The 25,297-nt window shown below is 42.7% G+C and carries 22 protein-coding genes; 13 read left to right on the top strand and 9 right to left on the bottom strand.

Features of this window, described 5'->3' with window-relative positions; genetic code table 11:
• Positions 1-528 precede the first annotated feature (528 nt).
• A complete protein-coding gene (locus H6G79_RS06640; RefSeq protein ID WP_190590495.1) occupies positions 529-1,500 on the top strand; it encodes a sodium-dependent bicarbonate transport family permease in 972 nt (323 codons plus the stop codon).
• A 4-nt stretch (positions 1,501-1,504) separates the two neighbouring features.
• Entirely contained in the window at positions 1,505-1,813 is a 309-nt protein-coding gene (locus H6G79_RS06645; RefSeq protein ID WP_190590494.1) for a P-II family nitrogen regulator, read from the top strand.
• Between the two features lie 79 nt (positions 1,814-1,892).
• On the opposite strand, the gene H6G79_RS06650 is transcribed toward H6G79_RS06645, so the two are convergent.
• The 3 genes from H6G79_RS06650 to H6G79_RS06660 form a co-directional block, all read right to left on the bottom strand.
• On the bottom strand, positions 1,893-3,023 hold the full coding sequence (locus tag H6G79_RS06650; RefSeq protein ID WP_190590493.1) for a CO2 hydration protein: 1,131 nt from the start codon (positions 3,021-3,023) through the stop codon (positions 1,893-1,895).
• 76 nt (positions 3,024-3,099) lie between these two features.
• The gene (locus tag H6G79_RS06655) at positions 3,100-4,593 is read right to left on the bottom strand and encodes an NADH-quinone oxidoreductase subunit M (RefSeq protein ID WP_190590492.1); all 1,494 of its coding nucleotides are present in this window, start codon (positions 4,591-4,593) and stop codon (positions 3,100-3,102) included.
• A gap of 134 nt (positions 4,594-4,727) precedes the next feature.
• Entirely contained in the window at positions 4,728-6,584 is a 1,857-nt protein-coding gene (locus H6G79_RS06660) for an NAD(P)H-quinone oxidoreductase subunit F (RefSeq protein WP_190590491.1), read from the bottom strand.
• A gap of 656 nt (positions 6,585-7,240) precedes the next feature.
• On the opposite strand from H6G79_RS06660, the gene H6G79_RS06665 reads away from it, so the two are divergent.
• The 9 genes from H6G79_RS06665 (at position 7,241) to H6G79_RS06705 (ending at position 16,159) form a co-directional block, all read left to right on the top strand.
• Entirely contained in the window at positions 7,241-7,549 is a 309-nt protein-coding gene (locus tag H6G79_RS06665; RefSeq protein ID WP_010995042.1) for a carbon dioxide-concentrating mechanism protein CcmK, read from the top strand.
• An 88-nt stretch (positions 7,550-7,637) separates the two neighbouring features.
• A complete protein-coding gene (locus H6G79_RS06670) occupies positions 7,638-7,985 on the top strand; it encodes a carbon dioxide-concentrating mechanism protein CcmK (RefSeq protein WP_015111750.1) in 348 nt (115 codons plus the stop codon).
• 6 nt (positions 7,986-7,991) lie between these two features.
• Positions 7,992-8,294 (top strand): EutN/CcmL family microcompartment protein, encoded by a 303-nt coding sequence (locus tag H6G79_RS06675; protein WP_062293088.1) that lies wholly within the window; start codon positions 7,992-7,994, stop codon positions 8,292-8,294.
• A gap of 108 nt (positions 8,295-8,402) precedes the next feature.
• On the top strand, positions 8,403-10,073 hold the full coding sequence (locus H6G79_RS06680; RefSeq protein WP_190590490.1) for a ribulose bisphosphate carboxylase small subunit: 1,671 nt from the start codon (positions 8,403-8,405) through the stop codon (positions 10,071-10,073).
• A 178-nt stretch (positions 10,074-10,251) separates the two neighbouring features.
• Entirely contained in the window at positions 10,252-10,998 is a 747-nt protein-coding gene (locus H6G79_RS06685) for a transferase (protein WP_190590489.1), read from the top strand.
• A gap of 139 nt (positions 10,999-11,137) precedes the next feature.
• Positions 11,138-11,935 (top strand): BMC domain-containing protein, encoded by a 798-nt coding sequence (locus tag H6G79_RS06690; RefSeq protein ID WP_190590488.1) that lies wholly within the window; start codon positions 11,138-11,140, stop codon positions 11,933-11,935.
• A gap of 273 nt (positions 11,936-12,208) precedes the next feature.
• On the top strand, positions 12,209-13,138 hold the full coding sequence (locus H6G79_RS06695) for a LysR family transcriptional regulator (protein WP_190590487.1): 930 nt from the start codon (positions 12,209-12,211) through the stop codon (positions 13,136-13,138).
• A gap of 276 nt (positions 13,139-13,414) precedes the next feature.
• Positions 13,415-15,037: a mucoidy inhibitor MuiA family protein gene (locus tag H6G79_RS06700; RefSeq protein ID WP_190590486.1), complete on the top strand. Its 1,623-nt coding sequence runs from the start codon at positions 13,415-13,417 to the stop codon at positions 15,035-15,037.
• Positions 15,038-15,175: 138 nt separating this feature from the next.
• Positions 15,176-16,159, top strand: coding sequence for a GntR family transcriptional regulator (locus H6G79_RS06705; protein WP_190590485.1), 984 nt, complete (start codon positions 15,176-15,178; stop codon positions 16,157-16,159).
• Positions 16,160-16,168: 9 nt separating this feature from the next.
• Here H6G79_RS06705 and H6G79_RS06710 read toward each other — a convergent pair whose 3' ends face one another.
• The gene (locus tag H6G79_RS06710; protein WP_190590484.1) at positions 16,169-17,017 is read right to left on the bottom strand and encodes a DUF4351 domain-containing protein; all 849 of its coding nucleotides are present in this window, start codon (positions 17,015-17,017) and stop codon (positions 16,169-16,171) included.
• A 141-nt stretch (positions 17,018-17,158) separates the two neighbouring features.
• Between H6G79_RS06710 and H6G79_RS06715 the strand changes: the two genes are divergently transcribed.
• Complete coding sequence (locus H6G79_RS06715; protein WP_199333980.1) at positions 17,159-17,737, top strand: ATP-binding protein; 579 nt, start codon at positions 17,159-17,161, stop codon at positions 17,735-17,737.
• A gap of 101 nt (positions 17,738-17,838) precedes the next feature.
• On the opposite strand, the gene H6G79_RS06720 is transcribed toward H6G79_RS06715, so the two are convergent.
• The 5 genes from H6G79_RS06720 to tig form a co-directional block, all read right to left on the bottom strand.
• Positions 17,839-18,462 (bottom strand): Uma2 family endonuclease, encoded by a 624-nt coding sequence (locus H6G79_RS06720; RefSeq protein WP_190590483.1) that lies wholly within the window; start codon positions 18,460-18,462, stop codon positions 17,839-17,841.
• Positions 18,463-18,479: 17 nt separating this feature from the next.
• Positions 18,480-19,388 carry an alpha/beta fold hydrolase gene (locus tag H6G79_RS06725; protein WP_190590482.1) on the bottom strand — a complete coding sequence of 303 codons (909 nt, stop codon included), beginning with the start codon at positions 19,386-19,388 and terminating at the stop codon, positions 18,480-18,482.
• Between the two features lie 128 nt (positions 19,389-19,516).
• Complete coding sequence (gene clpX / locus H6G79_RS06730) at positions 19,517-20,857, bottom strand: ATP-dependent protease ATP-binding subunit ClpX (RefSeq protein ID WP_190590481.1); 1,341 nt, start codon at positions 20,855-20,857, stop codon at positions 19,517-19,519.
• Positions 20,858-20,866: 9 nt separating this feature from the next.
• Positions 20,867-21,565 carry an ATP-dependent Clp endopeptidase proteolytic subunit ClpP gene (gene clpP / locus H6G79_RS06735; RefSeq protein ID WP_190590480.1) on the bottom strand — a complete coding sequence of 233 codons (699 nt, stop codon included), beginning with the start codon at positions 21,563-21,565 and terminating at the stop codon, positions 20,867-20,869.
• A gap of 382 nt (positions 21,566-21,947) precedes the next feature.
• Positions 21,948-23,372, bottom strand: coding sequence for a trigger factor (gene tig, locus H6G79_RS06740; protein WP_190590479.1), 1,425 nt, complete (start codon positions 23,370-23,372; stop codon positions 21,948-21,950).
• 782 nt (positions 23,373-24,154) lie between these two features.
• Between tig and H6G79_RS06745 the strand changes: the two genes are divergently transcribed.
• Positions 24,155-25,198, top strand: a complete 1,044-nt coding sequence (locus H6G79_RS06745) for an aspartate-semialdehyde dehydrogenase (protein ID WP_190590478.1) — start codon at positions 24,155-24,157, stop codon at positions 25,196-25,198.
• Positions 25,199-25,297: the final 99 nt, after the last annotated feature.

The following is a 25,297-nucleotide window of genomic DNA, read 5'->3' on the forward strand; positions in this document are numbered from 1 at the left end:
AAGAGTGCCATCGGGAGTACCTAAAAAAACTCCAGTAATCAACACCAGCATAAAATTACGCTAATTTCCCAAATCCCGCGTCCTTCTGACGATAGAAATGTGTGTCAGCAAAACAGGCAAGAAAAAGTGCTGAGTGCTGAGTAAAAAATTGAATATTATTGACTAGTACAGGTCGGCGTAAATAAACAGACCATACTTCGACTACGCTCAGTGACCATTTGGAATTGCTAAAAGGCTTGTGGTAAGTAACCACGCAAAATTAATTACAGTCATTGCGAGCGAAGCGAAGCAATCCCAGCCCTTGCGATTGCTTCATTTCGCTTCGCTCCATTCGCAATGACTTTGTGTAATTAATTATGTTTAACTACTTATTACTATTCTTTCTTTTTCCTTTTGATTTTTTCCTTTTGCCTTGTTGTACTAGCCCCTAACCTTGCTGAATATATTCCCAAGAATTTTCGATGTGTACGATATTACCCTAAACTTGTTTATGAGTATTCAGCTAATTTTTGGAGGCATGGTGGAATTATGGATGTCAGCTTGATTGTATCCAACATCTTAAATCCACCTGTGTTAGCTTTCTTTTTAGGTATTTTGGCGGTATTAGTTAAAACAGATTTAGAAATTCCTGCACCAATACCGAAATTATTATCGTTGTATTTGTTATTTGCCATTGGGTTTAAAGGTGGAGTGGAACTGGTTAAAAGTGGAATTACTCAATCAGTTATCCTGACGCTTTTAGCCGCGATGTTAATGGCTTGTGTTGTTCCTGTTTACACATTTTTTATTCTGAGAATTAAGCTTGATACTTATAATTCAGCTGCGATCGCAGCTACTTATGGCTCAATTAGTGCTGTAACTTTTATTACTGCCAGTTCTTTTTTGACGCAACTGGGAATAAGTTTTGATGGGTTTATGGTTGCAGCTTTGGCATTAATGGAATCACCAGCCATTGTTGTAGGGTTAATATTAGTTAAGGTTTTTACAGTTGATGAAAGCGATCGCGAATTTAATTGGTCAGAAGTATTACAAGAAGCTTTTCTCAACAGTTCGGTCTTTTTGTTAGTTGGTAGCTTGTTCATGGGTATTCTCACCGGAGAACATGGTTGGCAAACCTTAAAACCCTTTACCCAAGATATGTTTTATGGTGTGCTGACGTTCTTTTTATTGGATATGGGACTTTTAGCTGCCAGAAGAATAAAAGATTTGCAAAAAACTGGGTTTTTCCTGATTTTGTTTGCGATACTAGTACCAATTTTCAATGCTGGCATAGCTTTATTAATTGCGAAAGTTATTGGAATGTCCCAAGGAGATAGCTTGTTATTCTCTGTGCTGTGTGCCAGTGCATCCTACATTGCTGTACCAGCAGCTATGCGCCTCACCGTTCCAGAAGCGAATCCAAGTTTGTATGTTTCAACGGCGTTAGCTGTGACTTTTCCTTTTAATATCATTGTCGGCATCCCGCTCTATTTATACGGCATTAATCTATTTTGGAGGTAAGATTATGCAGCCTGTAAAACGGATAGAAATCTTTGCCAATTATGTTGAACTCGGTAAAATTTTAGAATCTTTAGAAAAGGCAGGCGTAAAGGGGCATTCAGTTATCAAAGATGTAGCCGGCAAAGGTACAAGAGGCACCATCACCAATGATTTAGCAATGACAATGCTAGACAATGTTTATATCATTGCCTTTTTTCCACCAGAAAAATTGTCTTTGGTAGAGTCAAATGTCCGACAAACTCTAAATAAGTTTGGCGGAGTTTGCTTTATTTCTGATGCAATTGAAATTGAGACTACTAGATGTGTGGGGTGAGTGAAAGAGGCTAGAGACTAGTCAGTAGGATTAAATTTTTTACTCAGCACTCAGCACTCAGCACTCAGCACTCAGCACTTTAACTATTAACATCACTTAAGCGTGAGGTTGTAAATCTATCCATCCACTTTTCTAGGTAAATTCGGTTGGCATTTTGTTCAGATGGTTCTTGAGTGTCCGCAGGATAAGGCATCAATCCTAAAATTGCGGCGGTAGTGACGCAAAACATGGACTTTTGGAAACTAATACAGATTTGTACTCGTAAATCATCTTCCCCACGCGGACGACGACGATAAACAGCGTGCAAGTATTCTGGCAAATAATGGCGCATATCCTGCATTAGCAAGGTAGGCGGAATACCAGCACCGCCAATCGGTAAAGGATCAGCGTACAATGCACCATACTGGAATCGGCCTTGATCTGGGGAAATTTGATAAGCTTGGGCATTGTAAGAAACTGTGCCGTGAAATGGAGTTCCCCGGAAGAAAACAGCCTCAACATAAGGTACGGCTGTATCTCCTAAAAATGTTAAACCAACACTTTTAGGGATAATGTCGTAGGCTTTATCTTGAATTTTGACAGAATATGTGATTGGCTTGAGGGCATCGGCTACCAAACCTGCTTTAATGTGGTCTACAACTTGGGCAATTGATGTAATTTCGCCGTTGTCGTAGCGGTCAGATAAGGTGAGGAAAATATCAGCCATGACGCGCCAAAATTGACCCAAGCCACTGTAGTAAGCCGAAACTCGCAATTGTTCCGTTAAAAAGTCAGGGAATAATTGGTTTACTCCTAAAACAAAGGGATTATTTTTAAATTTAGCGGTGATTACTGCTTTGGCGCGTTCTTGAAATTCTTTAGTATCTAAGTAAGCATCTAAGCCGCCGCCACCATGCCACATCATGGCTTTCATACAATATTCGGCATATTCGTAATTTATGCGATCGTGCCACCAGTGACGCAGTAATTTTGCCACAGAAAATTCGTCATTAAAGTATTTAAAAAAGGGGAAAAATACTAAAAATTGATGGTCAGCAATGTAGATAAGATTGTTAGAGTAGGCATCTAAAACCACACCATAACTTTTGAGGATGCCAACTACTTCTAATACATTTTCTTTGCTGTCAGGCAATAATGCCCCACCTGTTTGTAATCTTTCTACATACTCAGCTAAAGGATGTGAGCCGGGTTTATTTTTAATAGTTACCATTGCCAGTTCTCCAAATTGGGAATGAGTCAATAAAAAGGCAAAAGTAAAAAAAATTTACTTTTTGCTTTTTTACTTTTTACTTTAATTTTTCTACCGAGACTGTTGCCACTACCTGATCTACATTCATCATGGCGGTAATTGTGGGTTCACTCCAGCGAGATAACCAAGCAGGTTGAATACCAAAAATCACAATGATTACAGCTAACACGACAGATGGCAGGCGATCGCTCCAGTAAACTCGTGGTAAATTATCTACCTGTGCAGACAAGCGTCCAAAGAATGCCTTGTTCATCAGAATTAAGAAGTAAACCGCCGTCAAACCAGTTCCCAGCATCGATATTAAGGTTTGCACTGGGAAAACCGGAAAACTGCCCCGGAAAATCACAAATTCTGAAATAAATCCGACCATCCCAGGGATACCTGCACTGGCCATCACTCCCAAAACCATCAAACTACCAATCACCGGCATTCCGCGTTCAGGATTTAATAAGCCGCGAATCACGTCTAAATCACGGCTACCTGCTTTTTTGTATATTACGCCAACCAACAAAAACAGCAGGGCAGAAATCAAACCGTGGCTAATCATTTGCATCACAGCACCCAAGACACTCAGAGGTGTAGAAGCCGCCGCCGCTAACAATACATAACCCATGTGTCCAATTGAACTATAGGCTACCATTTTTTTCATGTCCGTTTGGGCGATCGCGCAAGATGCACCATAAAGCACACTTACTACTGCCCAAGTTGCTAACCAAGGCGCGACATAACTCCAAGCATCGGGTAACAAGTTCATCCCAAACCGCAGTAAGCCGTAAGTCCCCAATTTCAACAGCACCCCAGCTAACAATACAGAAATGGGTGTAGAGGCTTCAACGTGGGCATCAGGTAACCAAGTGTGGAAGGGAACCAGTGGTATCTTAATCCCAAAACCGACCAAAAGCCCTACTAGCAATAAGATTTGTGTGGCTAGTGGTAAAGATGCTGCATTCAAGTTAGCTAAGGCAAAATTGGAACCACCACTCAGCCAAACCATACCCAGGAAACTTGCCAAAATCAAAATCCCAGATATGGCTGTGTAAATTAAAAACTTGGTGGCGGCGTAACCTCTTTTCGCACCACCCCAAATAGCAATTAAGAGGTAAAGGGGAATCAGTTCCAGTTCATAAAACAGGAAGAATAACAGTAAATCCTGTGCCAGAAAAGCACCTGTTACCCCTGTGCTTAACAGTAATATGAGCGAGTAATACAGTCGGGGACGTTGCTGGGAACTATCGCTGCTAGAGATAGCAATACAAGTCAACAGTCCATTTAACACCAGTAGCGGCAAAGATAAACCATCAATTCCAAGGTTGTAACTTAACCCGATGGCATCTACCCAAGGAATAAACTCACTAAACTGTTGACTAATTTCTCCTGGGTTGAATTGAATGGCGAGAAAAACTGACCACAAAAAGGTAGTACCAGCACAGACAAACGCCATAACACGGGCAAGTTTGCCATCCAGAACAGCAGGCCAAAAACCAATGATGATTGCGCCTAACAATGGCAGCACAATTAATGCACTCAGCATAGTTTCGAGAGAATTAGGGAATGGGGAGTAGGGAATTGGGAGTAGGGAGTAGGGAATGGGGAGTAGGGAGTAGGGATTAGTATTGTTTACTCAGCACTCAGCACTCAGCACTCAGCACTCAGCACTCAGCACTGTTAAAAATGCAAGTTGTTCAGCAGTCCTAATGACCAACTGATGAAGAAACCCAAAATGCTGATCACAACCAGGATGGTGAACATATAGCCTTGAGATTGGCCAGAAATGCTGTACCTTAAACTTTGCCCACCAAAAATGGTGAAAATACCCACAAAGTTTACTAAGCCATCAACAAGATAGCGATCGCTCCAAGCCGATATCCTAGATAAAAAGGCGACTGCCCCAACTACTGTCACCCGATAGATCCTGTCTATGTAAAAATCGTAACCCAACAAGTCTTGTAAGAATCGCCATACCAAAATTCTGGATCTTGACCAAGCTTTATGCAGGTACATTGTTGAACCAATACCTACTCCAACTACAGTCGAAACCAGCAATGTTGATACTACATACCAATTAATACTTTCCCGGCTGGGCAGTAAGTACCATTGCTGAAGCATCAGGGGTAGTAGTAAGGTCATGATGGTCAGCGTTACCATTGGCAATGCCATCTGCCAGCCGACTTCCGGTGTACGGCGAGTTTTTTGCTGTGGTTTACCCCAAAAGATTAAGCGAAATACCCGCGTCAAGTTTAAGGCTGTGAAACCATTTACAATGACTAAAATGGCAATTACCCAAGGGCTAATAGCCACCAAACCATCAGCCCAGGACAACATTGCCCAAAAGCTTCCCAGTGGCAGTAATGTAATCATCCCAGCCGCACCCACAACAAAGGCGGTAGTGGTAGCTGGCATCCGCGACCATAAACCGCCCATTTCAGTTAAATCTTGGGTATTGGTGGTATAAATTACCGAACCCGAACTCATAAATAATAATGCTTTGGCGATCGCATGGGTCAACAGCAGCATTAAAGCTACGCCTCCTTGCTGCATCCCTACCGCCAAAAACACCAGTCCCATGTATGCACTAGTGGAGTGGGAGAGCGATCGCTTAATATCAATTTGAGCCAAAGACACCAAAGTGGCCCCTACTGCCGTCACTGAACCCATGACTATCAGCGCATTCAACGCCACTGGTGATAAAGCCAAAATTGGTTGCAGTTTGTAGAGTAGATAAGCACCACCAGCGACTACCAGCGAATTTCGCATCACCGAAGCTGGGTTTGGCCCTTCCATCGCTTCATCTAACCATAAATGCAAAGGAAACTGAGCGCATTTACCTGCTGGCCCCGCAATTAATCCTAAACCTAGTAATGTAGAGGCCACTGGGCTTAATTCTGCGGTTTGCGCCCACTCATACAAATCCGAAAAATTCAAACTGCCAGCCCAACTCGAAAGCGTCACCACAGACATCAGCAACAACAAGTCGCCCACCCGCTTAGTTAAAAAAGCATCCCGCGCTGCTGTCACCACCAAAGGTTGTGCATACCAAAAACCAACCAGCAGGTATGTAGATAGGGTCAGGACTTCGAGCAAAGCATAACTGAGAAATAAAGAGTCACTAACAGCTAAACCACTTAATGCCGCTTCAAAAAATCCCAGTAGCCCAAAAAAGCGTGCTAAAGACCAATCTTTTTCTAGATAGCCCAAAGCGTAAATTTGTGCCAACAAACTTAAGCCAGTGATTAAAACAGTCGCCCCAATACTCACAGGCGATAGTTCTAATGCAAAGGATAAGTTTAAATCTGCCGCTTGAAACCAACTAACCAGTAAATTCTCTGGTTCTCTGTCCCAAACATCTTTAAAGACAAACAAGCTATGGGCAAAACCCAAAACAGTAGTCAACAAGTTGATATAAGCTGCTGGTCTAGGGCCTGTCCTTCTAATGACTCCCATCGCCCAGGGCAAAGTTAAAAGTGCGCCTATCAAGCTATACAAAGGCACACACCAACTTGTTGAAAATAGAAACTGATTCATTTAATTTGCTTACCTTTACAACTCTGCCTGAATTTTTTTTACCTTTTGAAAAATCATCTTTGACTTAGCTTTTTGGATGAAAATCTATGTTAAATTTGGTTTCTAAAAAATGTGTAATAATTTTTAGGATTGCAAAATTAATGCCTAAATGTCAGCTAACATAATTTATTTACATATTCAAATTCTCCACCTTTCATTGGAACCATACTCATTTGTAAATTTCTATTTCTGATGTTTAGCAGAGATATTTATCAGATATATTTAAAAAAGTTATATGCTTTTTAGATATTCCTATTTACATACCACAAAACGGAGGAAAGATAGAAACTGTAAAAGATGCAGTAGTTTTACCTTCCTCACCAGAGACGATTAGTCTTGGCTATGAACAGCGATTTGGATATGTAATAAAAAAATTATAAAGCATAAGCGCCTGCTCTTGGAATCAGTGGACTTAAACAGAGCAGAAACACCGTATGACAAAGAATTAAGTTTTTTAAAACTTTTTTATTATAAACTATTATACTAATTTATATTGCCAGGGGAGCCAAGCTTTCCTATGCTTATTTTTGGAAGTGTCTTTTAGCTCAAGATGAGCTTCCCCGTCACAATTTTCAAACCACAGTACTGATTGGATTAAATTTTTAGGAGTTTCTGCGATGCCAATTGCAGTTGGAATGATTGAGACAAAGGGCTTTCCAGCAGTAGTAGAAGCTGCTGATGCGATGGTTAAAGCCGCCCGTGTAACATTGGTAGGGTATGAAAAAATTGGTAGCGCCCGTGTCACCGTCATTGTGCGGGGTGATGTTTCGGAAGTGCAAGCCTCAGTTGCAGCTGGAATTGAAGCAGCCAGAAGAGTAAATGGTGGTGAAGTGGTTTCCACCCACATCATTGCTCGTCCCCACGAAAACTTGGAATATGTTTTGCCGATTCGTTACACAGAAGCAGTGGAACAGTTTCGCACTTAACAGTCGATAATACAAAATGACTAACGGGGTTGCTTGCTTGAGCTAGGCTTTTGTTTGTTTGAGAAAATTTAAATAGGGATCAAAACTAATGTCAATTGCAGTGGGAATGGTAGAAACACTTGGCTTTCCAGCAGTAGTAGAAGCTGCTGACGCGATGGTGAAAGCTGCCCGTGTAACCTTAGTAGGTTACGAAAAAATCGGTAGTGGTCGGGTAACAGTAATTGTGCGGGGTGATGTTTCCGAAGTCCAAGCTTCTGTAGCAGCAGGTGTGGAATCAGTGAAGCGAGTTAATGGCGGACAAGTGCTATCGACACACATCATTGCTCGTCCCCATGAAAACTTAGAATACGTCCTGCCAATTCGTTATACAGAAGACGTAGAGCAATTCCGGGAAAATGTTAACGCAATTCGACCTTTCGGCGGTAGAAGACCATAACATATAATGCAAATTGCCAAAGTACGTGGCACAGTAGTTAGCACTCAAAAAGATCCAAGTCTTCGCGGTGTCAAACTACTGATGTTGCAGTTAGTGGATGAAGAAGGAAATACCTTACCAAAGTACGAGGTAGCAGCAGATACCGTAGGCGCAGGAGTAGATGAGTGGGTGCTAGTCAGCCGTGGCAGCGCCGCTCGTCAAATTCTTGGCAACGAACAACGCCCTTTGGATGCAGCAGTGGTGGCGATAATTGATACTATTCATGTTCAAGATCGCCTGATTTACAGTAAAAAAGACCAATATAGATAGTCATTAGTCATTAGTCATTAGTCATTGGTTTGAGACAAAGAACAAAGGACAAGGGACAAGTGACCAAAGACTAACAGACAAAAAGCTTAATTCAGGAGGAATCTCGCAATGGCAGTCAGCAGCACGGCGGCACCCCCAACCCCGTGGTCACGAAGTTTAGCTGAGCCAGAAATCCACAAAACCTCATTTGTCCACTCCTTCTCCAACGTGATTGGAGATGTACGGATTGGTGCAAATGTAATCGTCGCTCCAGGGACTTCGATTAGGGCGGATGAAGGTACACCTTTTTACATCGGTGAAAATACCAATATCCAAGATGGTGTAGTGATTCATGGGTTGGAGCAAGGCCGAGTCATCGGTGATGATGGCAATGAATACTCGGTGTGGATTGGGAAGAATGCTTCCATTACCCACATGGCTTTGATTCATGGCCCAGCATACATAGGGGATAGCTGCTTTATTGGCTTTCGCTCCACAGTATTTAATGCCAGAGTAGGCGCAGGTTGCATCGTGATGATGCACGCTTTAATACAAGATGTAGAAATTCCCCCAGGTAAATATGTACCGTCGGGAGCGATAATCACCAGCCAGCAGCAAGCTGACCGTCTGCCAGATGTGCAGAACCAAGACCAGCAATTTGCCCATCATGTCGTGGGAATTAATCAGGCACTGCGGGCTGGTTATCTTTGTGCTGCTGATAACAAATGTATTGCACCCATCCGGGATGAATTAGCTAAATCTTATACAAGTAGTAATGGTTTAACTGTTTTAGAGTTGGAAAGGAGTAGTGAAGTGGCGAGCAATAGCTTGGGTGCAGAAACAGTCGATCAAGTACGCTATCTACTGGAGCAAGGTTACAAAATTGGTACAGAACATGTAGATCAAAGACGGTTCCGTACAGGTTGTTGGACTAGCTGTCAGCCAATTGAACCCAGATCATTGAATGAAGCCTTATCAGCATTAGAAGGCTGTTTGGCAGACCATAGTGGTGAGTACGTGCGTTTATTTGGGATTGACCCCAAAGGTAAGCGTCGGGTGTTAGAAACTATTATTCAACGCCCAGATGGTGTAGTTCAACCAACTACCAGCTTTAAAGCTCCCGCAAGTACAGGTAGTGCTGGCTACAACGGCAATGGTCATAGTAGCAGTGCTGGAATTGGTTCCATCAGTGCGGAAACTGTAGACCAAATCCGCAAACTCTTGGCTGGTGGCTATAAAATTGGGACAGAACACGTAGATGAGCGTCGTTTTCGGACTGGCTCTTGGGCTAGTTGTAAGCCGATAGAAGCTACTTCAGCCGACCAAGTTGTAGCGGCCTTAGAAGAATGTATTGAAAGCCATCAAGGTGAATATGTGCGCTTGATTGGCATTGACCCGAAAGCTAAACGCCGGGTATTAGAAAGTATTATTCAAAGACCGAATGGCCCAGTTGCGCCCTCGAATGGCCAAAAATCTTACGCTGCTACCAGCAGTTATGGCTCGGCAACAGCAACAGCAACAGCGCCTGTCAGCAGCAACCGTTTGAATGCAGAAGTTGTAGACCAGTTACGGCAATTGCTGGCTGGCGGTTACAAAATTAGTGCTGAACACGTAGACCAAAGACGTTTTCGGACTGGTTCTTGGTCTAGCTGTGGCCAAATTGAGGCTAGATCAGAAAGAGATGCGATCGCAGCTTTAGAAGCATACCTGTCTGAATATGAAGGTGAATACCTGCGCTTGATTGGCATTGACCCCAAAGCCAAACGTCGTGTGTTAGAAACAATTATTCAACGTCCGTAGAAGTGCTGAGTTGAAAGTGCTGAATCACCGAAGTTCAGAGCGGCGGAAGCCGCCGCTCCGGCTTCTCGCTGAGTTAAAGGCAAGTCAGTTTAGTAAACTACTCATTTTATTTCTAAACTGAAGATGCTGTAATTGCACTCAGCACTCGGCACTTCTATCTTCCGAGGTTTAATTTTCCATGTCTGTGCCGCTACTGCGCCTCCACAATAACTTTGACCCTTATATTAGTGGCGAGGTGATCATTCATCCCAGTGCAGTATTAGCACCTGGTGTCATACTCCAAGCGGCTACCAACGGCAAAATCATTATTGGCCCTGGTGTTTGTATTGGTATGGGGTCAATTCTCCAAGTCAATGAAGGAACCCTGGAAATAGAAGCAGGGGCTAACCTAGGAGCCGGCTTTTTGATGGTAGGAATCGGCAAAATTGGTACAAATGCTTGTATTGGTGCAGCCACAACAGTTTTTAACTGTTCTGTCGCACCAGGAACAGTCATACCACCAAGCTCAGTGTTAGGAGATACTAGTCGTCAGATTAGTCTTGCCGAAGTGCCAGCACCACCCATCAGTGATGCTGCTGTTCCTGATACTCAACAGCAACCACCAGAAGACAATAATTTAGGAGAAACTGAGGCCAAACCGATTTCTATTTCCTCTACTAATCTCTCCGCTTCTGCTTTCTTGGAGTTAACGCACCAGTCGATTTCGATTCCTCAACCTTCGCCCACCCCCTCTGCCCAACCACCTCCGAACCAAAACGATGAAACTACTGCTAGTTCATCAGAAGTAAGTGCGGAAAATTCTGAGTCTCCAGATATATTTGGCACTCAAATTTATGGGCAAGGAAGTATTCACAGGCTATTAACAACATTGTTTCCCCATAGGCAATCCTTGAACAATCCTAAGTCTGACGAACCGCCTGAATAAGTGTTAATTGTAAGTTGTCCCCTAAAGTTATGAAGTATGGATTATGAAGGATGAAAAAGACCGCTTTCATCTTTTATTCTTGATTCTTCAGCCTTTCGCTTACCTTTAGCATAGACTGTGAGTATCCTGGAGAATTCACATGGACACATATAATCAACAGTCCCTTAGTACTGTTCGGGCAGCATCACGTCGACGAGATAGAGATAACTTCAAGGACACTGCCTTGGGTTTGGTATCTACCCTCAGCTTTCCAGCCATAGTTGGCACGGCTGATATGATGTTAAAATCTGCTGGGGTTCACCTAGTGGGATATGAAAAAATTGGCAGTGGTCACTGTACAGCAATTGTACGAGGTGGTATTGCTGATGTTCGGCTGGCAGTAGAATCAGGTGTGCAGACTGCTGAACAGTTTGGTCAGTTGGTTTCTAGTTTGGTAATTCCTCGCCCGTTTCCCAATCTAGATGTAGTGCTGCCAATTACAAATAGATTGAGTAAATACATGGAGGAAGGCAGTTACAGCCGTCTGAGTAACTTAGCGATTGGATTAGTGGAAACACGGGGGTTTCCGGCGATGGTAGGAGCTTGCGATGCCATGCTCAAATCTGCTGATGTGCAGTTGGCAGCGTATGAAAAAATCGGTGCGGGTTTGTGTACAGCTATTATTCGTGGCTCTGTGGCTAATGTCGCAGTCGCAGTGGAAGCGGGAATGTATGAAGCAGAACGGATTGGGGAGTTGAACGCAGTGATGGTGATTCCGCGGCCTTTGGATGAGTTGGAACAAACTTTACCTGTGGCAAGTTGTTGGATAGAAGAACGGCAACCCATCAAGATGCCAGTGAATATTAAGGAGCAAGTAGCTGAGTTAGAGGTACTTCAGTTGCCTGATTTAGCCAAGTTACCCACAAAAATTACTGAAGAATTATGGAAGGATGAATGATGAATCGTGAATTTTGAGGGATGAATCGTGGGAAAATTCTCCTCAGCATTCAGTATTCAGCATTCATCTTGGCTGGAAGGCATCTTACGCTTCGCTTGTTGTTTTGATCATAACTTTTACGGACTATAAATCAAATATCTTTCTTTTAATAGCGAAAATAGATTTTTCTCTATACTAAAACTCATAACTTTGTATGAGCGACACTGCTTGATTGGTAGGTGTTTAGTGATACTAGTTTTATATCTATAGATCGCTATTAGAGGAGAATCACCCTTGAACCAAGCGACGCTACACCAGTTGAAGGTATTTGAAGCGGCGGCTCGGCATGGTAGCTTTACTCGTGCTGCGGAAGAATTATTTCTGACTCAACCTACTGTCTCTATGCAAATTAAGCAATTGACAAAATCTGTAGGGTTGCCCTTGTTTGAGCAGGTGGGGAAACGTTTGTATTTGACAGAGGCGGGTAGAGAACTGTTTGCCACTTGCAGGCAGATTTTTGAGACTATTGCTCAGTTTGAGATGAAAGTTGCGGATTTAAAAGGGCTAAAGCAAGGGCAATTACGTTTAGCAGTCATTACCACAGCCAAGTATTTTATTCCGCGTTTGTTGGGGCCATTTTGTCAGCGTTACCCAGGAATTGATATTTCGCTGCAAGTCACAAATCACGAAAAAATTATTGATCGGATGATGAATAATCTGGATGATTTGTACATTATGAGTCAGGTTCCAGAACATTTGGATGTGAATTGTGAGCCGTTTTTAGACAATCCTTTGGTAGTTTTTGCACCAGTAAATCATCGTCTAGCCAAAGAGAAAAATATTCCAATTCACGAGTTAAACGATGAGCCTTTTATTATGCGTGAACCCGGTTCAGGAACTCGCCGCGCTGTGCAGGCGTTGTTAGAAGAACATGGGGTAAAGGTAAATGTCAAGCTGGAATTGGGGAGTAATGAAGCAATTAAACAAGCGATCGCAGGTGGTTTAGGTATTTCTGTTTTATCCCGTCATACTTTACTCTCAGATGCTTCGGAGTTTAGTATTTTGGATGTGCAGCACTTCCCGATTAAACGAGCTTGGTATATGGTTTATCCGGCAGGGAAACAGTTATCAATTGTGGCTCGGACTTATTATGAGTATTTGCTGGATGCTGCTAAAACATTTGTTGAACAAACTGAACTACCTATTTACAGCACTGTTGATTGAGGTTTGATATAGCAGAAGGCAGTGGTTCGACTTCGCTCACCAACCAGTGGTTCGACTCCTTTCGGCTTCTCCTGACGGAGACGCTGCGCGAACGCTCAAGGCAAGTCGCTCACCAACCAGGCAGGAGGTAAAATTGTTACTCTTTCTTGGCATTTGTACTTTTTAATTCTCCTAACCCATACTTCCACTGCTATATCTTCCACTTGCTTGACGGAAAGTACCTGAACCATTAAAAAATTAACCAGCAGAGTCATTTGATATGGGGGAAAGCTGGCAGTGACAAACCTGGAAACTCCTTCTTTGAGAAAAACAGTCCCAACCCAGGTAGTAGCCGTGACGGTTTACAGTAATCAAGCCTTAGTGACACGCCGAGGTGTAGTTGCTTTGGTAGGGGTGGAAAGGGAATTGGTGATTAATTCACTGCCGGTCACTCTCGAAACTGATTCTGTGCGGGTGAGCGGTGCAGGTACTGTAGGAGTAAGCTTATTGGGAGTGAGTAGCGATCGCATTTACACTACAGAACCAGTAGCCGAACGAGTAGCACAGTTAACCCGCCAAATTCAACAAATAGAAGCGGAAAAACGCAATCTCCAGGCGCAAATTGATGCCTTAGCTTTACAGGCAAAATTTATTGAGGGTTTGCGGGAAAAAACCGAGGAACCATTTGCTCAAAGTTTGTCCCGCAAAAATCTCAGTCTCAGCGAGACTTTGGATTTCCTGAATTTTTTAGGCAGCCAGTATAGTGAATATGCGATCGCATCTGGTGATTGTCACAGTCAACAACAGGAATTAGATAAGCAACTACAAGCACTCCGCGCCACATTACACAACATTCAAACACCCCATCCCAAAGAAAGTTTTAACTTGGTGGTTGGTGTTGAAGTTGCTGGTGCTGGCGAATTTGAACTAGAAGTGTCCTACATTGTCAATCGTGCTGGCTGGAATCCCCTTTATGACTTACGAGTTGATAGTGCCAGTCAGTCGGTAAATTTAAGCTATCTGGCAGAAGTTACGCAAAATACTGGCGAAGATTGGCAAGATGTGGCACTCACCCTCTCCACCGCGAAACCAGGGTTAGGTACTCTACCACCAAAACTAGAACCTTGGTACATTGACACCCTACATTCGCGCTCATTGCAACGAGTTTTACCCCGGCCATCATTACCCACCATAGCGGCTGCGCCTGCGGCGGCTGAAGCTATGTTTTCCCCAGAAGAAGAGGATTTAGAGGATGATGCTTTCATAACCGCAGAAAATGTCAAAGCGACAGTTGCTAAAGAAGGTAGTGTCGTGACTTTTAAACTCAATGGTGGTAGCAATATTCCTAGTGACGGTGCGCCCCATAAAAATATAATTTTTAATGATGATTATCCTTGTGTTTTTCATTATGTCGCCATGCCGCGTTTAGTCAGCTTTGCTTATTTACAAGCTAATGTCAAAAACAGTGCTGATGGCGCAACTTTATTACCAGGAAAAGCCAATATTTTTCGAGATAGTATTTTTGTTGGTAAAACTCAATTAGAAAATATTGCGCCAGGACAAGAATTTAGCTTGAACTTAGGCATTGATGAAAATTTAAAAATTGAACGTAACTTAGTTGAGCGACAAGTTGATAAAAGAATCATTGTCAATCAACGCCGCACTACTTACGCTTATCGGTTATTAATTACTAACTTACTCAATCAAGAAACTAATTTAAAAATTACCGAACAATTACCTGTGAGTCGCAACGAGCAAATTAAAATTCGCCTCACTCGCATTCAACCACAAATTCCCCTGGGAGAGATGGGAATTTTAGAATGGGAATTAACCGTTTTACCTCAAGAGCGAAGGGAGATATATTATCAATTTACCCTGGAACACCCACCGGAAGTAACTGTAGTTGGTTTAGATATGTAGATATTGCGCCAATCCAGATGAGATGGCTTTATACTTGTCCTGTATCGGATCTTACCTCTTAAGTGTTACAAATAAAAAATACTACAAGTAGCATCAGTAGTGAATTGCTGATTGTTGCTTGATTCAGGAGTTTTGGTGATGATTCAATTCCGTATTCAGCCAGACAGTGAAATTCCCGCTTCTACCCAGTTATTTAATCAAATCCGGTTTGCGATCGCATCTCGCCAATATCCCCCAGCTTACAAATTGCCCAGCACAAGGGCATTAGCTATGCAAACTGGGTTACACCGCAACACTATTAGTAAAGTTTATCGACAGCTAGAAGACGAAGGCTTAGTAGAAAGTCTGGCAGGTTCAGGAATTTATGTCCGCGCTCAAGGACACGAGGGCGGTAGTAGATTACAATCACCCATTCTCCAACAACACCCCGAAGCATACAAAGTCGTACAGCAAGCTCTTGATCAACTCCTTGCCCAAGGCTGTTCTCTCAGTCAAGCCCGCGAGCTATTTTTGGCAGAAATGGATTGGCGTTTGCGTTGTAGCGCCCAAGTACTGGTTGCTGTCCCTTCTCAAGATATCGGCGCTGGGGAATTGATGGTATATGAATTAGAGCAATCTCTGAAAATACCCATCCAGTTAATCAGAATGGAAGAATTAGCAGCTGTGTTGGATAAAACTAACTCGGCTACAGTCGTTACCAGTCGCTATTTTATTGGTGAGGTTGAACAAATTGCTGCGCCAAAAGCTGTCAGAGTCATCCCTCTCGATATCTATGACTACAGTAAAGAACTGAATCTAGTCAAAAACTTAGCGAAAGATCATTGTATAGGCATAGTTAGCCTGAGTACAGGCATTGCCCGTGCGGCTGAAGTTATTCTGCACGGTTTACGTGGTGATGAACTACTAGTGATGACTTCACAACCAAAAGATGCTTATAAACTTCAGGCAATTGTCAAGCGGGCGGAAGTTATTATTAGTGATGTCGCTAGTTTCCGGGCAGTACAATTAGCGGTACAAGCGGCGGCTGAAGATATTATTCGACCACCAAAATTAATGAAGGTAGAAAATTATATTGGGTTGGATTCAATTAACTTACTAAAACGCGAGTTAGGTTTGAGTTAATCAGCAACCCTAGCGATTCAATAACCAGAACTCTAAATCTGTCAACTGTTTAAAATCAAGCAAAGCTTCACCCAAAGCTTCTAACTCATTGACAGAGAGTTCATCGAGTTGCGATCGCATTGTTTGTGGTAAATCCCCGATTTGACGAGTTAATAGTCGCAGGATGAGCGATCGCGCCTCTTCCAGTCTACCTTCCTGAAGTCCTTCCTGACGACCTTCTTGAAGGCCTTCCTGAAGGATCTCTTGATAAATCACAGATTCGCGCATCATACCCTCCCGAAACATTTGCTGAATCAAATTCTTCTCAAATTTTAACCCAGCTAAGATTTGAACATAGCCAGATACCTCTCGTCGCTGTTCTGGCTCAAGTTGAGTAACTCTTTGAGCAACTTTTTGTAATAAAGCTTCCGGTTTTGTTGTAGCTGCTAGTGGTGCTAAAGGTAACAAAGCTATATCCTTAAGTAATTCTGTTGGGTCTTGCTCCCACATCTTAATTACCTGATACTCATGGCGTGTAGACTCTAACTCAAAGCATGTTTCAATTATCGTTCCTGCTGCTGGTGGTAAAAGCAACACTACTACTTGTGTAATTGGTAATCGATACAAACGATATAGTCTCACCCAATAATCCAGCATTCGCAGAGGTAATGGTGGTTCCGATTCTATTTTTGTTTGAAATTCCAAATGGAGAATTCGTCCTTGTAACCGCATAAATGTTACATAGTCTGCTCGAATTGGCTCTATACTCAATTCTGTTTTTAATACTTCTGCGGAAGTTTGTTCTCCACCCATTACCCAAGTAGCGAAGCTGTCTGGATATTTTTCTGATAGTAGTTTACATAAGTTATCGTAGGACATTGAGGGTAAATATTAGCAATTATTCTGTATACGATTAATATCTGGACTAAAGACTCTGCGTACCTACCCTTCGGGAAGGCGAAGCGCCTATGCGTTGACCTTAGCAAGCCTCTGCGTTTAAAACTAAAACTAGCGATATTTTTGGCAGCAGAACGAGATAATGCTTTACTATTCATTGATGAAGCTGATTCCTTGCTTTCCAAAAGGCTAACTAATGTTACCCAAGGTTCAGAGCAAGCTATCAATTCGATGCGTAGTCAATTACTTATCTGTTTGGAGAAATTTCGCGGGGTTGTGATTTTTTCCACGAATCTCGTCGAAAACTACGACAAGGCATTTGAAACTAGAGTACGCAATATCAATTTTCCTTTACCAGATAAGTCTTGTCGTCAAGAGATTTGGAAAAGACATTTACCTACACAACTACCATTAGCTACAGATGTGACTTCTGAACGACTTGCGGAAGTTGAAGATGTTTGTGGTAGAGATATTAAAAATGCAGTCATTGATGCAGCTATGAGAGCTGCTCGAAAAGGCAAGAAGATTCTCGAACTGAGCGACTTACTTGATTCCATCGAACGTATTAAAACTGCAAGAATTAACGATAAGTCTGACTCAGAAAAACTATCTCCAGAAGAGGAGTTCAAAATTACCGAGAAGGTGAAAGCTGCTTTAAATAATAAGGAGCAAGAGACAAATACATTAGATAGACTCAATTAAATAACATTAAACTGAAGTTAAGTATAATTCAAGCGATCGCCCATAGTTTACCATCTCCAATCACCAAGCGATCGCTCTTTAATTTTCCCGCAAATTTAAAATTACTCTTCCTCTGTCAGAGCCGCATCAAAAACCTGTTGTGCAGTAAAGTTAAGGTTGGGGAAAGAAGGCGAAACAATCACATCATTACCACGGAACATTCTTTTTACGTATTCTCCATCGACCAGTTCGCAGATAAAAATCGTAGGTTCTTTAGGATTACCGATAAATTCTCGTCCCCCTAACGCGGCATAATCTACAATCCAGTACTCAGATACACCGATAATTTCATAGTCTGCAAACTTTTTATGATAATCGTCACGCCAGTTAGTACTGACAATCTCAATAATCAAGGGTATGGATGCACCGTCCATCACGGTTGATTCTTTTTTCCACAGTGGTTCGTGAACCAGATTTTTCCGATTTAATAACAAAATATCAGGGGAGTAACCTGATTCGTTGTCAGGTGGTTTGACTAGCGCGGTTTTTGGTAAGAAGTACGGTAATTTTAGCCGTTTGTATTCTGGCACAACCTCTTCAACTAAAAAACCCACAACTCCTTCATGACCTCCAACCGGTTGTGCCATTTCCACAATCACTCCATCATGCAATTCGTAACGTCCCCCTTCGGGTCGCCACGCAGCAAATTCCGCAAATGTTACTACTCTAGGTAAGGCTTGAGCCATAGTTACAACCTCTACATTTATACAATAGAAGGAACTTGCAAAAACTCTCGCACCCGTTGTAAGTAAGTCGGCGCATCTTCCAACATTGGGAAATGTGCTGTATCAGGAATCAACACAAACTCAACTTGGTCATTCATGGCTGCGGCTTGTTTTCCCATTGCGGCGGGAATAATCTGGTCATATTCACCCGCAATTAGCAGTGTTGGCACTGTTAATTGAGCAAATTCTTGCGGCATCAATTCCGATTGTGCTTTACTAACAGAAGTAAAAATTGTGCCTAAAGCAGCATCATAATCTGCATCTAAAAAATCTTGTAGAAAAGCCTGACGTTCAGCTTTTGGTATGGAACGATGTAAAAATCTCGCCATAAACATCCGGTCAACAAATGGAATTTTACCTAACCATTTGGGACGGAATTTAACTACATAACCGCCAAATTTATGAAAGGCTGTAAAAGCTTTTTCATCATATTCAAAAATCCCACTACAAGTTAAAATTCCTCGCTCTACCTTGTGGGGATAGCGGTTAAAAAATAATGTTGCAACGGACGCACCCATTGAATGAGCATTGATGTAAACACGCCCAAGATGTAACTTATCTAAAAGTACCGCTAAATCATCAGCGTATTCTTCCAATTCATAAGTTAACTCTTGAATTGCGGCTGATGTTTCTTGACTAGACACAGAATTAGCAACAGACTCACTAGCTGGGACTAGAGTTGGTTTCCCACCAGAACGCCCAAACCCGCGCATATCATAGAGTAAACAATCAAATTGGTCTGATAAAGCTTCCGCAGTGCTTTTCCAATACCTAGCTGAACCAGCCCAACCGTGAACGAATACCATCACAGGTTTGTTCACAGCAGCAGATGATTGTTTCACCCACTCGTAGTAATGTTCAACGCCACGAACAGCAATATAAGGCATGTTTGAGAGTTAGCATTTAGGAGATAAAAGTTAGGAGTTTTGAGTTTGTAATTAATTCCTCACTCAAAACTCCTCTTTCCTAACTTTAATCAATACTCAGCACTTAAAACCCAACACTTAGCACTAATTTACGCTGATTCTGGTTTTGGTAGTGAAGATGGATGTACTATTAGTTCGGCGGTAGAGCGTTTTTCGACCATTTCTCGCGTTACTGTGCAGCGAGTCACGTCTTTACGGGATGGTAACTCGTACATTACATCTAGCATGAGTTCTTCTACAATACCCCGCAATGCTCTTGCACCCGTTTTGCGGCGGTAGGCTTCTTGAGCGATCGCTCGCAAGGCATCTTGTTTAAAATCTAATTGGACGTTATCCATCTTCAGCAGTTTTTGGTATTGTTTCACCAAAGCACTGCGCGGTTGGGTGAGAATTGCCATCAGAGCTTCTTCATCCAATGGGTCTACTACTGCTACCATTGGTATCCGTCCGATAAATTCGGGAATCATGCCAAATTTTACCAAATCATCTGGTTCCAGGTTGTGCAACACATCGGCGGCGCGTTTTTCTTTTGATTGGCCTTCTCCTGGCTGTACAAAACCGATTGACTTTTTACCGGCTCTTTGCTCTACCACTTTTTCTAAGCCAACGAAAGCGCCACCACAGACAAATAGAATATTACTGGTATCAATTTGGATGCAGTCTTGATACGGATGTTTACGTCCTCCTTGTGGTGGTACATTGGCGATCGTACCTTCTAGCATTTTCAGTAATGCTTGCTGTACGCCTTCGCCAGAAACATCTCGTGTAATTGAGGGATTTTCACTCTTGCGGGCAATTTTGTCAATTTCATCAATGTAGATAATTCCGCGTTGGGCTTCTTCTACATCCAAGTCTGCTACTTGCAACAGGCGCAGCAAGATATTTTCCACATCTTCACCGACGTAGCCCGCTTCTGTTAAAGTGGTAGCATCCGCCACGGCAAAAGGTACATCTAAAATCTTGGCTAGAGTTTGTGCTAACAGGGTTTTGCCGCAACCAGTCGGGCCAATTAACAAAATGTTAGACTTCTGTAGCTCTACTGCGTCATCTGCTCCGTTTTTACCACTGCCTTTAGACTGCAAGATTGCCAGCCGCTTGTAGTGGTTGTAAACTGCGACTGATAAAACTTTTTTAGCTTCCTCTTGGCCAATGACATGCTCATCGAGATACTTTTTAATCTCTCTGGGTTTTGGTATCTGATTAAACGAGAGATTAGCAGAACGGTTCCGACGTTTTTGAGGTACTTCAGACTTGGGTGCTGGTTGTGGCGCTACACCATTGGTGTCCAGTAACTCCTCATCTAGTATTTCATTACACAAGTCAACGCACTCGTCGCAGATGTAAACTCCCGGCCCTGCGATCAACTTACGCACCTGCTCTTGAGACTTGCCACAAAACGAACATTTTAAATGGGAGTCGTACTTAGACATACCAGCCTCTTATTTCAGAATGGTGACGTTTTCCCCAGCTGTGGGAAGATTTTGTCGGGAGATTACCTGATCAATCAAACCGTAATTTTTAGCTTCTTCTGCCGACATGAAAAAGTCGCGGTCTGTATCTGCTTCGATTCTCTCTAGAGGTTGACCAGTATGATGAGCCAATAACTGATTCAACTGTGCCTTGATATAAAGAATTTCTCTGGCTTGAATTTCTATATCAATGGCTTGACCTTGAGCGCCACCTAGGGGTTGATGGATCATAATTCGAGAGTCAGGTAAAGACATACGCTTACCTGCGGTTCCAGCAGCTAACAAAAATGCCCCCATACTTGCAGCTAATCCAAAACAGATCGTAACCACATTAGGGCGGATTTGTTGGATTGTATCATAAATTGCCATTCCTGCGTAGACGGAACCGCCAGGAGAATTTATGTACAGTTGAATGTCTTTTTCTGGGTCTTCGGAATCTAGGAACAGCAACTGCGCCACGATGGAATTAGCAACGGTATCATCGATGGCTGTTCCTAAAAAAATAATCCGCTCTCGTAACAGGCGGGAGTAGATATCAAATGCTCTTTCTCCCATCCCTGACTGCTCTACCACAGTTGGCACAATGCTGTTAGGGCCATTCAAATGGGAGTTAATAGCCAGGTGGCTGGAACTGATGATGGGGTAATTTCCCGACTGCGATAAAAGCATAGGAGAATATCTGAGAATTAATAGGACTTAGCTTAAGGCAGCGATCGCTGCTTTTTTCACGGATGAGATTTTGATTTGAGCTATGTGTTAACCATTATGCCTCATCCAGATTTTTCTCGTGTAACACAGTATCAAGCTCAGGTCGTTACAGGTTAAAGAATTTTGTCTAAAATTCCAGCAATCTTAAGCCTCCCTTAAATGTTGACGACTGAGTGCTGAGTAATAATTTTTCACACTCGAACCAGATACTTACTACCCTAGCCTAATCTACCCAAAACAGAACTGCGATCGCCCAAAAGTAGAGATAGCCGAAGGGAAGTGCTGAGTGCTGAGTGCTGAGTCATTTTCTCCCTGCACCCTGCACCCCTGCACCCTTACACCCCTAACCTTCTACTGCTGATTCTGCCGTAGCTTCGCTGTTGCTTTCCTCAGTCTCAGGTGCAGTTGCTTCATCTGCTGGTTCTGCTTGGGCGCTTAAAGTGCCTTCTGGGACTAATTCAACTGATGAGTTGTCTAAGAGCCAATTGAGAATTTTGTCACTCAGCAGTTCATTTTCCACCATTGAGTTGAGTTTTTCTTCGTCAATATCTTCATCAGCATACTGCTCTAAAAGTTCTGTCACTCTGGCTTGGAGTTCTTCTGGGGTAACTACCAAAGATTCGCGTTTGCCGATTTCTCGTAGGGCTAAAGAACGTTTGATGCGTTCAATTGCCTCTGGGCGAGACCTCTCCCGCAATTGCGGAATAATATCTTGAGTAAACAGCTTTCTCACATCCAAACCCTGTTGCGCCAAGCGCATAGCAGTTTGAGTCAGCATTGCATCAACTTCTTGCTCAATCAAGGTTCCTGGCAAGTCAATTTCTACGTGCTTCAGTAGTTCTGCCAGTAGTGCTTCTTGCTTGTTGGTTTTAGTTTTATCTTCAGCTTCTTTTTGATACCGATCTTCTAAAGATTTCCGCAGTTCTTCTAAGGTTTCAAAATCGCTGACTTCTTGAGCAAAATCATCGTCTAATTCTGGCAGTTCTTTTTCTTTCAGTTCCTTGAGGGTGACTGTAAAAATTGCTGGTTTGCCTGCTAATTCTTCGTTGACATAAGGATCTGGAAACTGGGCGGAGATTTCCTTGGTTTCCCCAGGGTTCATCCCGACTATACCTGTGACAAAACCAGGAATAAATTTATCTTCCTGTAACTCGACTTGGAAATCAGTCGCATCACCGCCAGGAATTGGTGTTGGTTCCGCATCAGGATCATCGCCTTCAGCTTTAGCTATCACCCCTTGAAAATCGACAACAGCCACATCACCAATTTGGGCGGCTCTACCTTCGACTGGAATGAGTGTTGCCATTTGTTGGCGTTCTTTTTCCAGGACATTATCTACCTGGGTGGGGTCATATTTGATTTCTTCTGCTTGGGCTTGTAACCCGGTGTACTGGTTCAGGGTGACTTCCGGTTCTACATCCACAGCCACCACGAATGTCAGGGGTTTTCCCGGTTCATAATTGTTGATCAAGTCTTCAAAGGAAGAGCGCAATTGCGGCTGACCAATTGCTTGAATATCTTCTTGTTTAACCGCTTGTTCGATGCCATCTTGAATCAGTTCTTCTAAGGCGGTGGCTTTAATGCGACTTACCCCCAGGCGCTGAAGCAATATCGGTCTAGGCACTTTACCTTTACGAAACCCAGGAATATTAACAGTACTGGATAAGTTTTTAATAACTTGTTCGTAGGTTTTTTGAGTGATTTCTGGTGTAATCTCTATCTCTAGCCCGATTTGGCTGGCGGGAAGTTTCTCCTGGGTAACTTTCATGCTGCGTCTCTATTTAGTATTTTTAACTCCAAGAACACATAAGCCACAATTTAACGCTTATGCGCTTTGATATCTCTAGGTAGGAATGGCAAGTGCCTTCAGTAGATATCCAGTTTACTGCCAATGGCAAAGGACTTGACACTTTACCACAATAAATTTATCTATACACCCTCTCACTGTAAACTTGTGGGGTCTGTTTACCCAACAAGTCCCGGTTTAAACTTGCTTGGCTGAATGCCACTTGGATCATAGTACATTGATAATCTGCCTCTTGGCTTGAGAGTGCTGAGTAAAGCGACTAGTGCAAGAAGGGAAAAGGCAAAAAAGAATAGTGATACCACAAGCCTTTTAGCAATTTTTTATGGTCACTGAGTATGGTCGGAGTGTGATCTGTCTATTGCCGTCGACCTGTACTAGTCCTGCTTTTATGCTGGGCTATGAGCTAAAACCATTACACCCAATCTTCATAGACAATCTTGGTGCGTAAGTCCTGCTCAAGAATAGTTATGGTTGAGCCTGATTTACTAGAGGTTTTTTTCTGAGCCGTAATTTGTTGTAAAATGATATATACTTTTTGAGTTGGTAGGAAATTCACTGGGTAATTATAAAAAATTGTAAATTTCTCATTTATTTATTAAGATATGTAACCCAAAAATTAACCTACTGTGATTAAAAACCTGAAATAGAACCAAAGAATTATTCAAAATCTGCTATTGCTATTGCCATAAATCTCAATTTCAAAACATTATTCGTCACCTCTTAAATGAAGGGAGGAAGTTCATTTGTCTAAAACATATCGTGTAGCTATTTTGGGTGCGACTGGTGCTGTTGGTACAGAGTTGCTGGAATTATTAGAAAGCCGAAATTTTCCATTGGCGGAATTAAAATTACTAGCATCTGAACGCAGCGCGGGGCGATCGCTTAAATTTAAAGGAGAAGATTTAATAGTAGAACCAGTTAGCGATCGCGCTCTGGAAAATGTAGATTTAGTGTTAGCCAGTGCTGGTGGTTCCACATCGAAAAAATGGGCTCCCGTGGCCGTTGCAAAAGGCGCAGTCGTCATTGATAACTCCAGTGCTTTTCGGATGAACCCCCAAGTGCCTTTAGTTGTGCCGGAAGTGAATCCCCAAGCCGCAGCCACCCATCAAGGTATTATCGCCAATCCCAACTGCACAACAATTTTGATGACAGTGGCAATTTGGCCCTTACATCAAATCCAACCGATCAAACGGATTATTGCCGCCACCTATCAATCAGCCAGTGGTGCTGGTGCCAAAGCAATGGCAGAAGTGAAGACGCAAGCTGCTGCCATTCTCCAAGGACAAGAACCAGTTGCAGAAGTTCTGCCTTATCCTTTAGCATTTAACTTATTTCCTCACAATACCCCGATCAATGATTTTGGGTACTGTGAAGAAGAAATGAAAATGGTGAATGAAACGCGGAAGATTTTTGGCACCCAAGAAATTAGGATTAGTGCCACTTGTGTACGGGTTCCCGTACTTCGCGCCCATTCCGAAGCCATTAACCTAGAATTTGAAACTCCATTTAGCCCAGATACCGCCAGAGAAATCTTAAGTAATGCGCCAGGGGTAAAACTAGTAGAAGATTGGCGGGCAAATCATTTCCCCATGCCCATAGAAGCAACTGGCCGGGATGAAGTGTTAGTGGGGAGAATTCGTCAGGATATATCTCATCCCTGTGGCTTAGAACTGTGGCTTTGTGGTGATCAAATCCGCAAAGGTGCAGCTTTAAACGCCGTGCAGATTGCAGAATTATTAGTGGAAAAAAATCTGCTCACCTCAGCAGCAGCTTATGCTTCTCAGTAGTTTTGTGTCATCAGTTCAACATTAATGGCAGAAAACAAATGAGTGCATCACTCTTGAAAGTAATTGGCGAATAAGCTATTACATTATAGAAAACCACCA

The sequence above is a fragment of the Anabaena sp. FACHB-83 genome, assembly GCF_014697485.1.
Taxonomy (GTDB): Bacteria; Cyanobacteriota; Cyanobacteriia; order Cyanobacteriales; family Nostocaceae; genus Nostoc_B.

Bases quoted from the DNA above. Each gene is read 5' to 3' on its own strand.
- clpP (WP_190590480.1), bottom strand. From the start codon at position 21,565: ATGCTTTTATCGCAGTCGGGAAATTACCCCATCATCAGTTCCAGCCAC.
- H6G79_RS06670 (WP_015111750.1), top strand. From the start codon at position 7,638: ATGTCAATTGCAGTGGGAATGGTAGAAACACTTGGCTTTCCAGCAGTA.
- H6G79_RS06685 (WP_190590489.1), top strand. From the start codon at position 10,252: ATGTCTGTGCCGCTACTGCGCCTCCACAATAACTTTGACCCTTATATT.
- H6G79_RS06720 (WP_190590483.1), bottom strand. From the start codon at position 18,462: ATGGCTCAAGCCTTACCTAGAGTAGTAACATTTGCGGAATTTGCTGCG.
- H6G79_RS06665 (WP_010995042.1), top strand. From the start codon at position 7,241: ATGCCAATTGCAGTTGGAATGATTGAGACAAAGGGCTTTCCAGCAGTA.
- H6G79_RS06655 (WP_190590492.1), bottom strand. From the start codon at position 4,593: ATGCTGAGTGCATTAATTGTGCTGCCATTGTTAGGCGCAATCATCATT.
- H6G79_RS06650 (WP_190590493.1), bottom strand. From the start codon at position 3,023: ATGGTAACTATTAAAAATAAACCCGGCTCACATCCTTTAGCTGAGTAT.
- H6G79_RS06690 (WP_190590488.1), top strand. From the start codon at position 11,138: ATGGACACATATAATCAACAGTCCCTTAGTACTGTTCGGGCAGCATCA.
- H6G79_RS06705 (WP_190590485.1), top strand. From the start codon at position 15,176: ATGATTCAATTCCGTATTCAGCCAGACAGTGAAATTCCCGCTTCTACC.
- H6G79_RS06660 (WP_190590491.1), bottom strand. From the start codon at position 6,584: ATGAATCAGTTTCTATTTTCAACAAGTTGGTGTGTGCCTTTGTATAGC.
- H6G79_RS06645 (WP_190590494.1), top strand. From the start codon at position 1,505: ATGCAGCCTGTAAAACGGATAGAAATCTTTGCCAATTATGTTGAACTC.
- clpX (WP_190590481.1), bottom strand. From the start codon at position 20,857: ATGTCTAAGTACGACTCCCATTTAAAATGTTCGTTTTGTGGCAAGTCT.
- H6G79_RS06710 (WP_190590484.1), bottom strand. From the start codon at position 17,017: ATGTCCTACGATAACTTATGTAAACTACTATCAGAAAAATATCCAGAC.
- tig (WP_190590479.1), bottom strand. From the start codon at position 23,372: ATGAAAGTTACCCAGGAGAAACTTCCCGCCAGCCAAATCGGGCTAGAG.
- H6G79_RS06725 (WP_190590482.1), bottom strand. From the start codon at position 19,388: ATGCCTTATATTGCTGTTCGTGGCGTTGAACATTACTACGAGTGGGTG.
- H6G79_RS06640 (WP_190590495.1), top strand. From the start codon at position 529: ATGGATGTCAGCTTGATTGTATCCAACATCTTAAATCCACCTGTGTTA.
- H6G79_RS06680 (WP_190590490.1), top strand. From the start codon at position 8,403: ATGGCAGTCAGCAGCACGGCGGCACCCCCAACCCCGTGGTCACGAAGT.
- H6G79_RS06675 (WP_062293088.1), top strand. From the start codon at position 7,992: ATGCAAATTGCCAAAGTACGTGGCACAGTAGTTAGCACTCAAAAAGAT.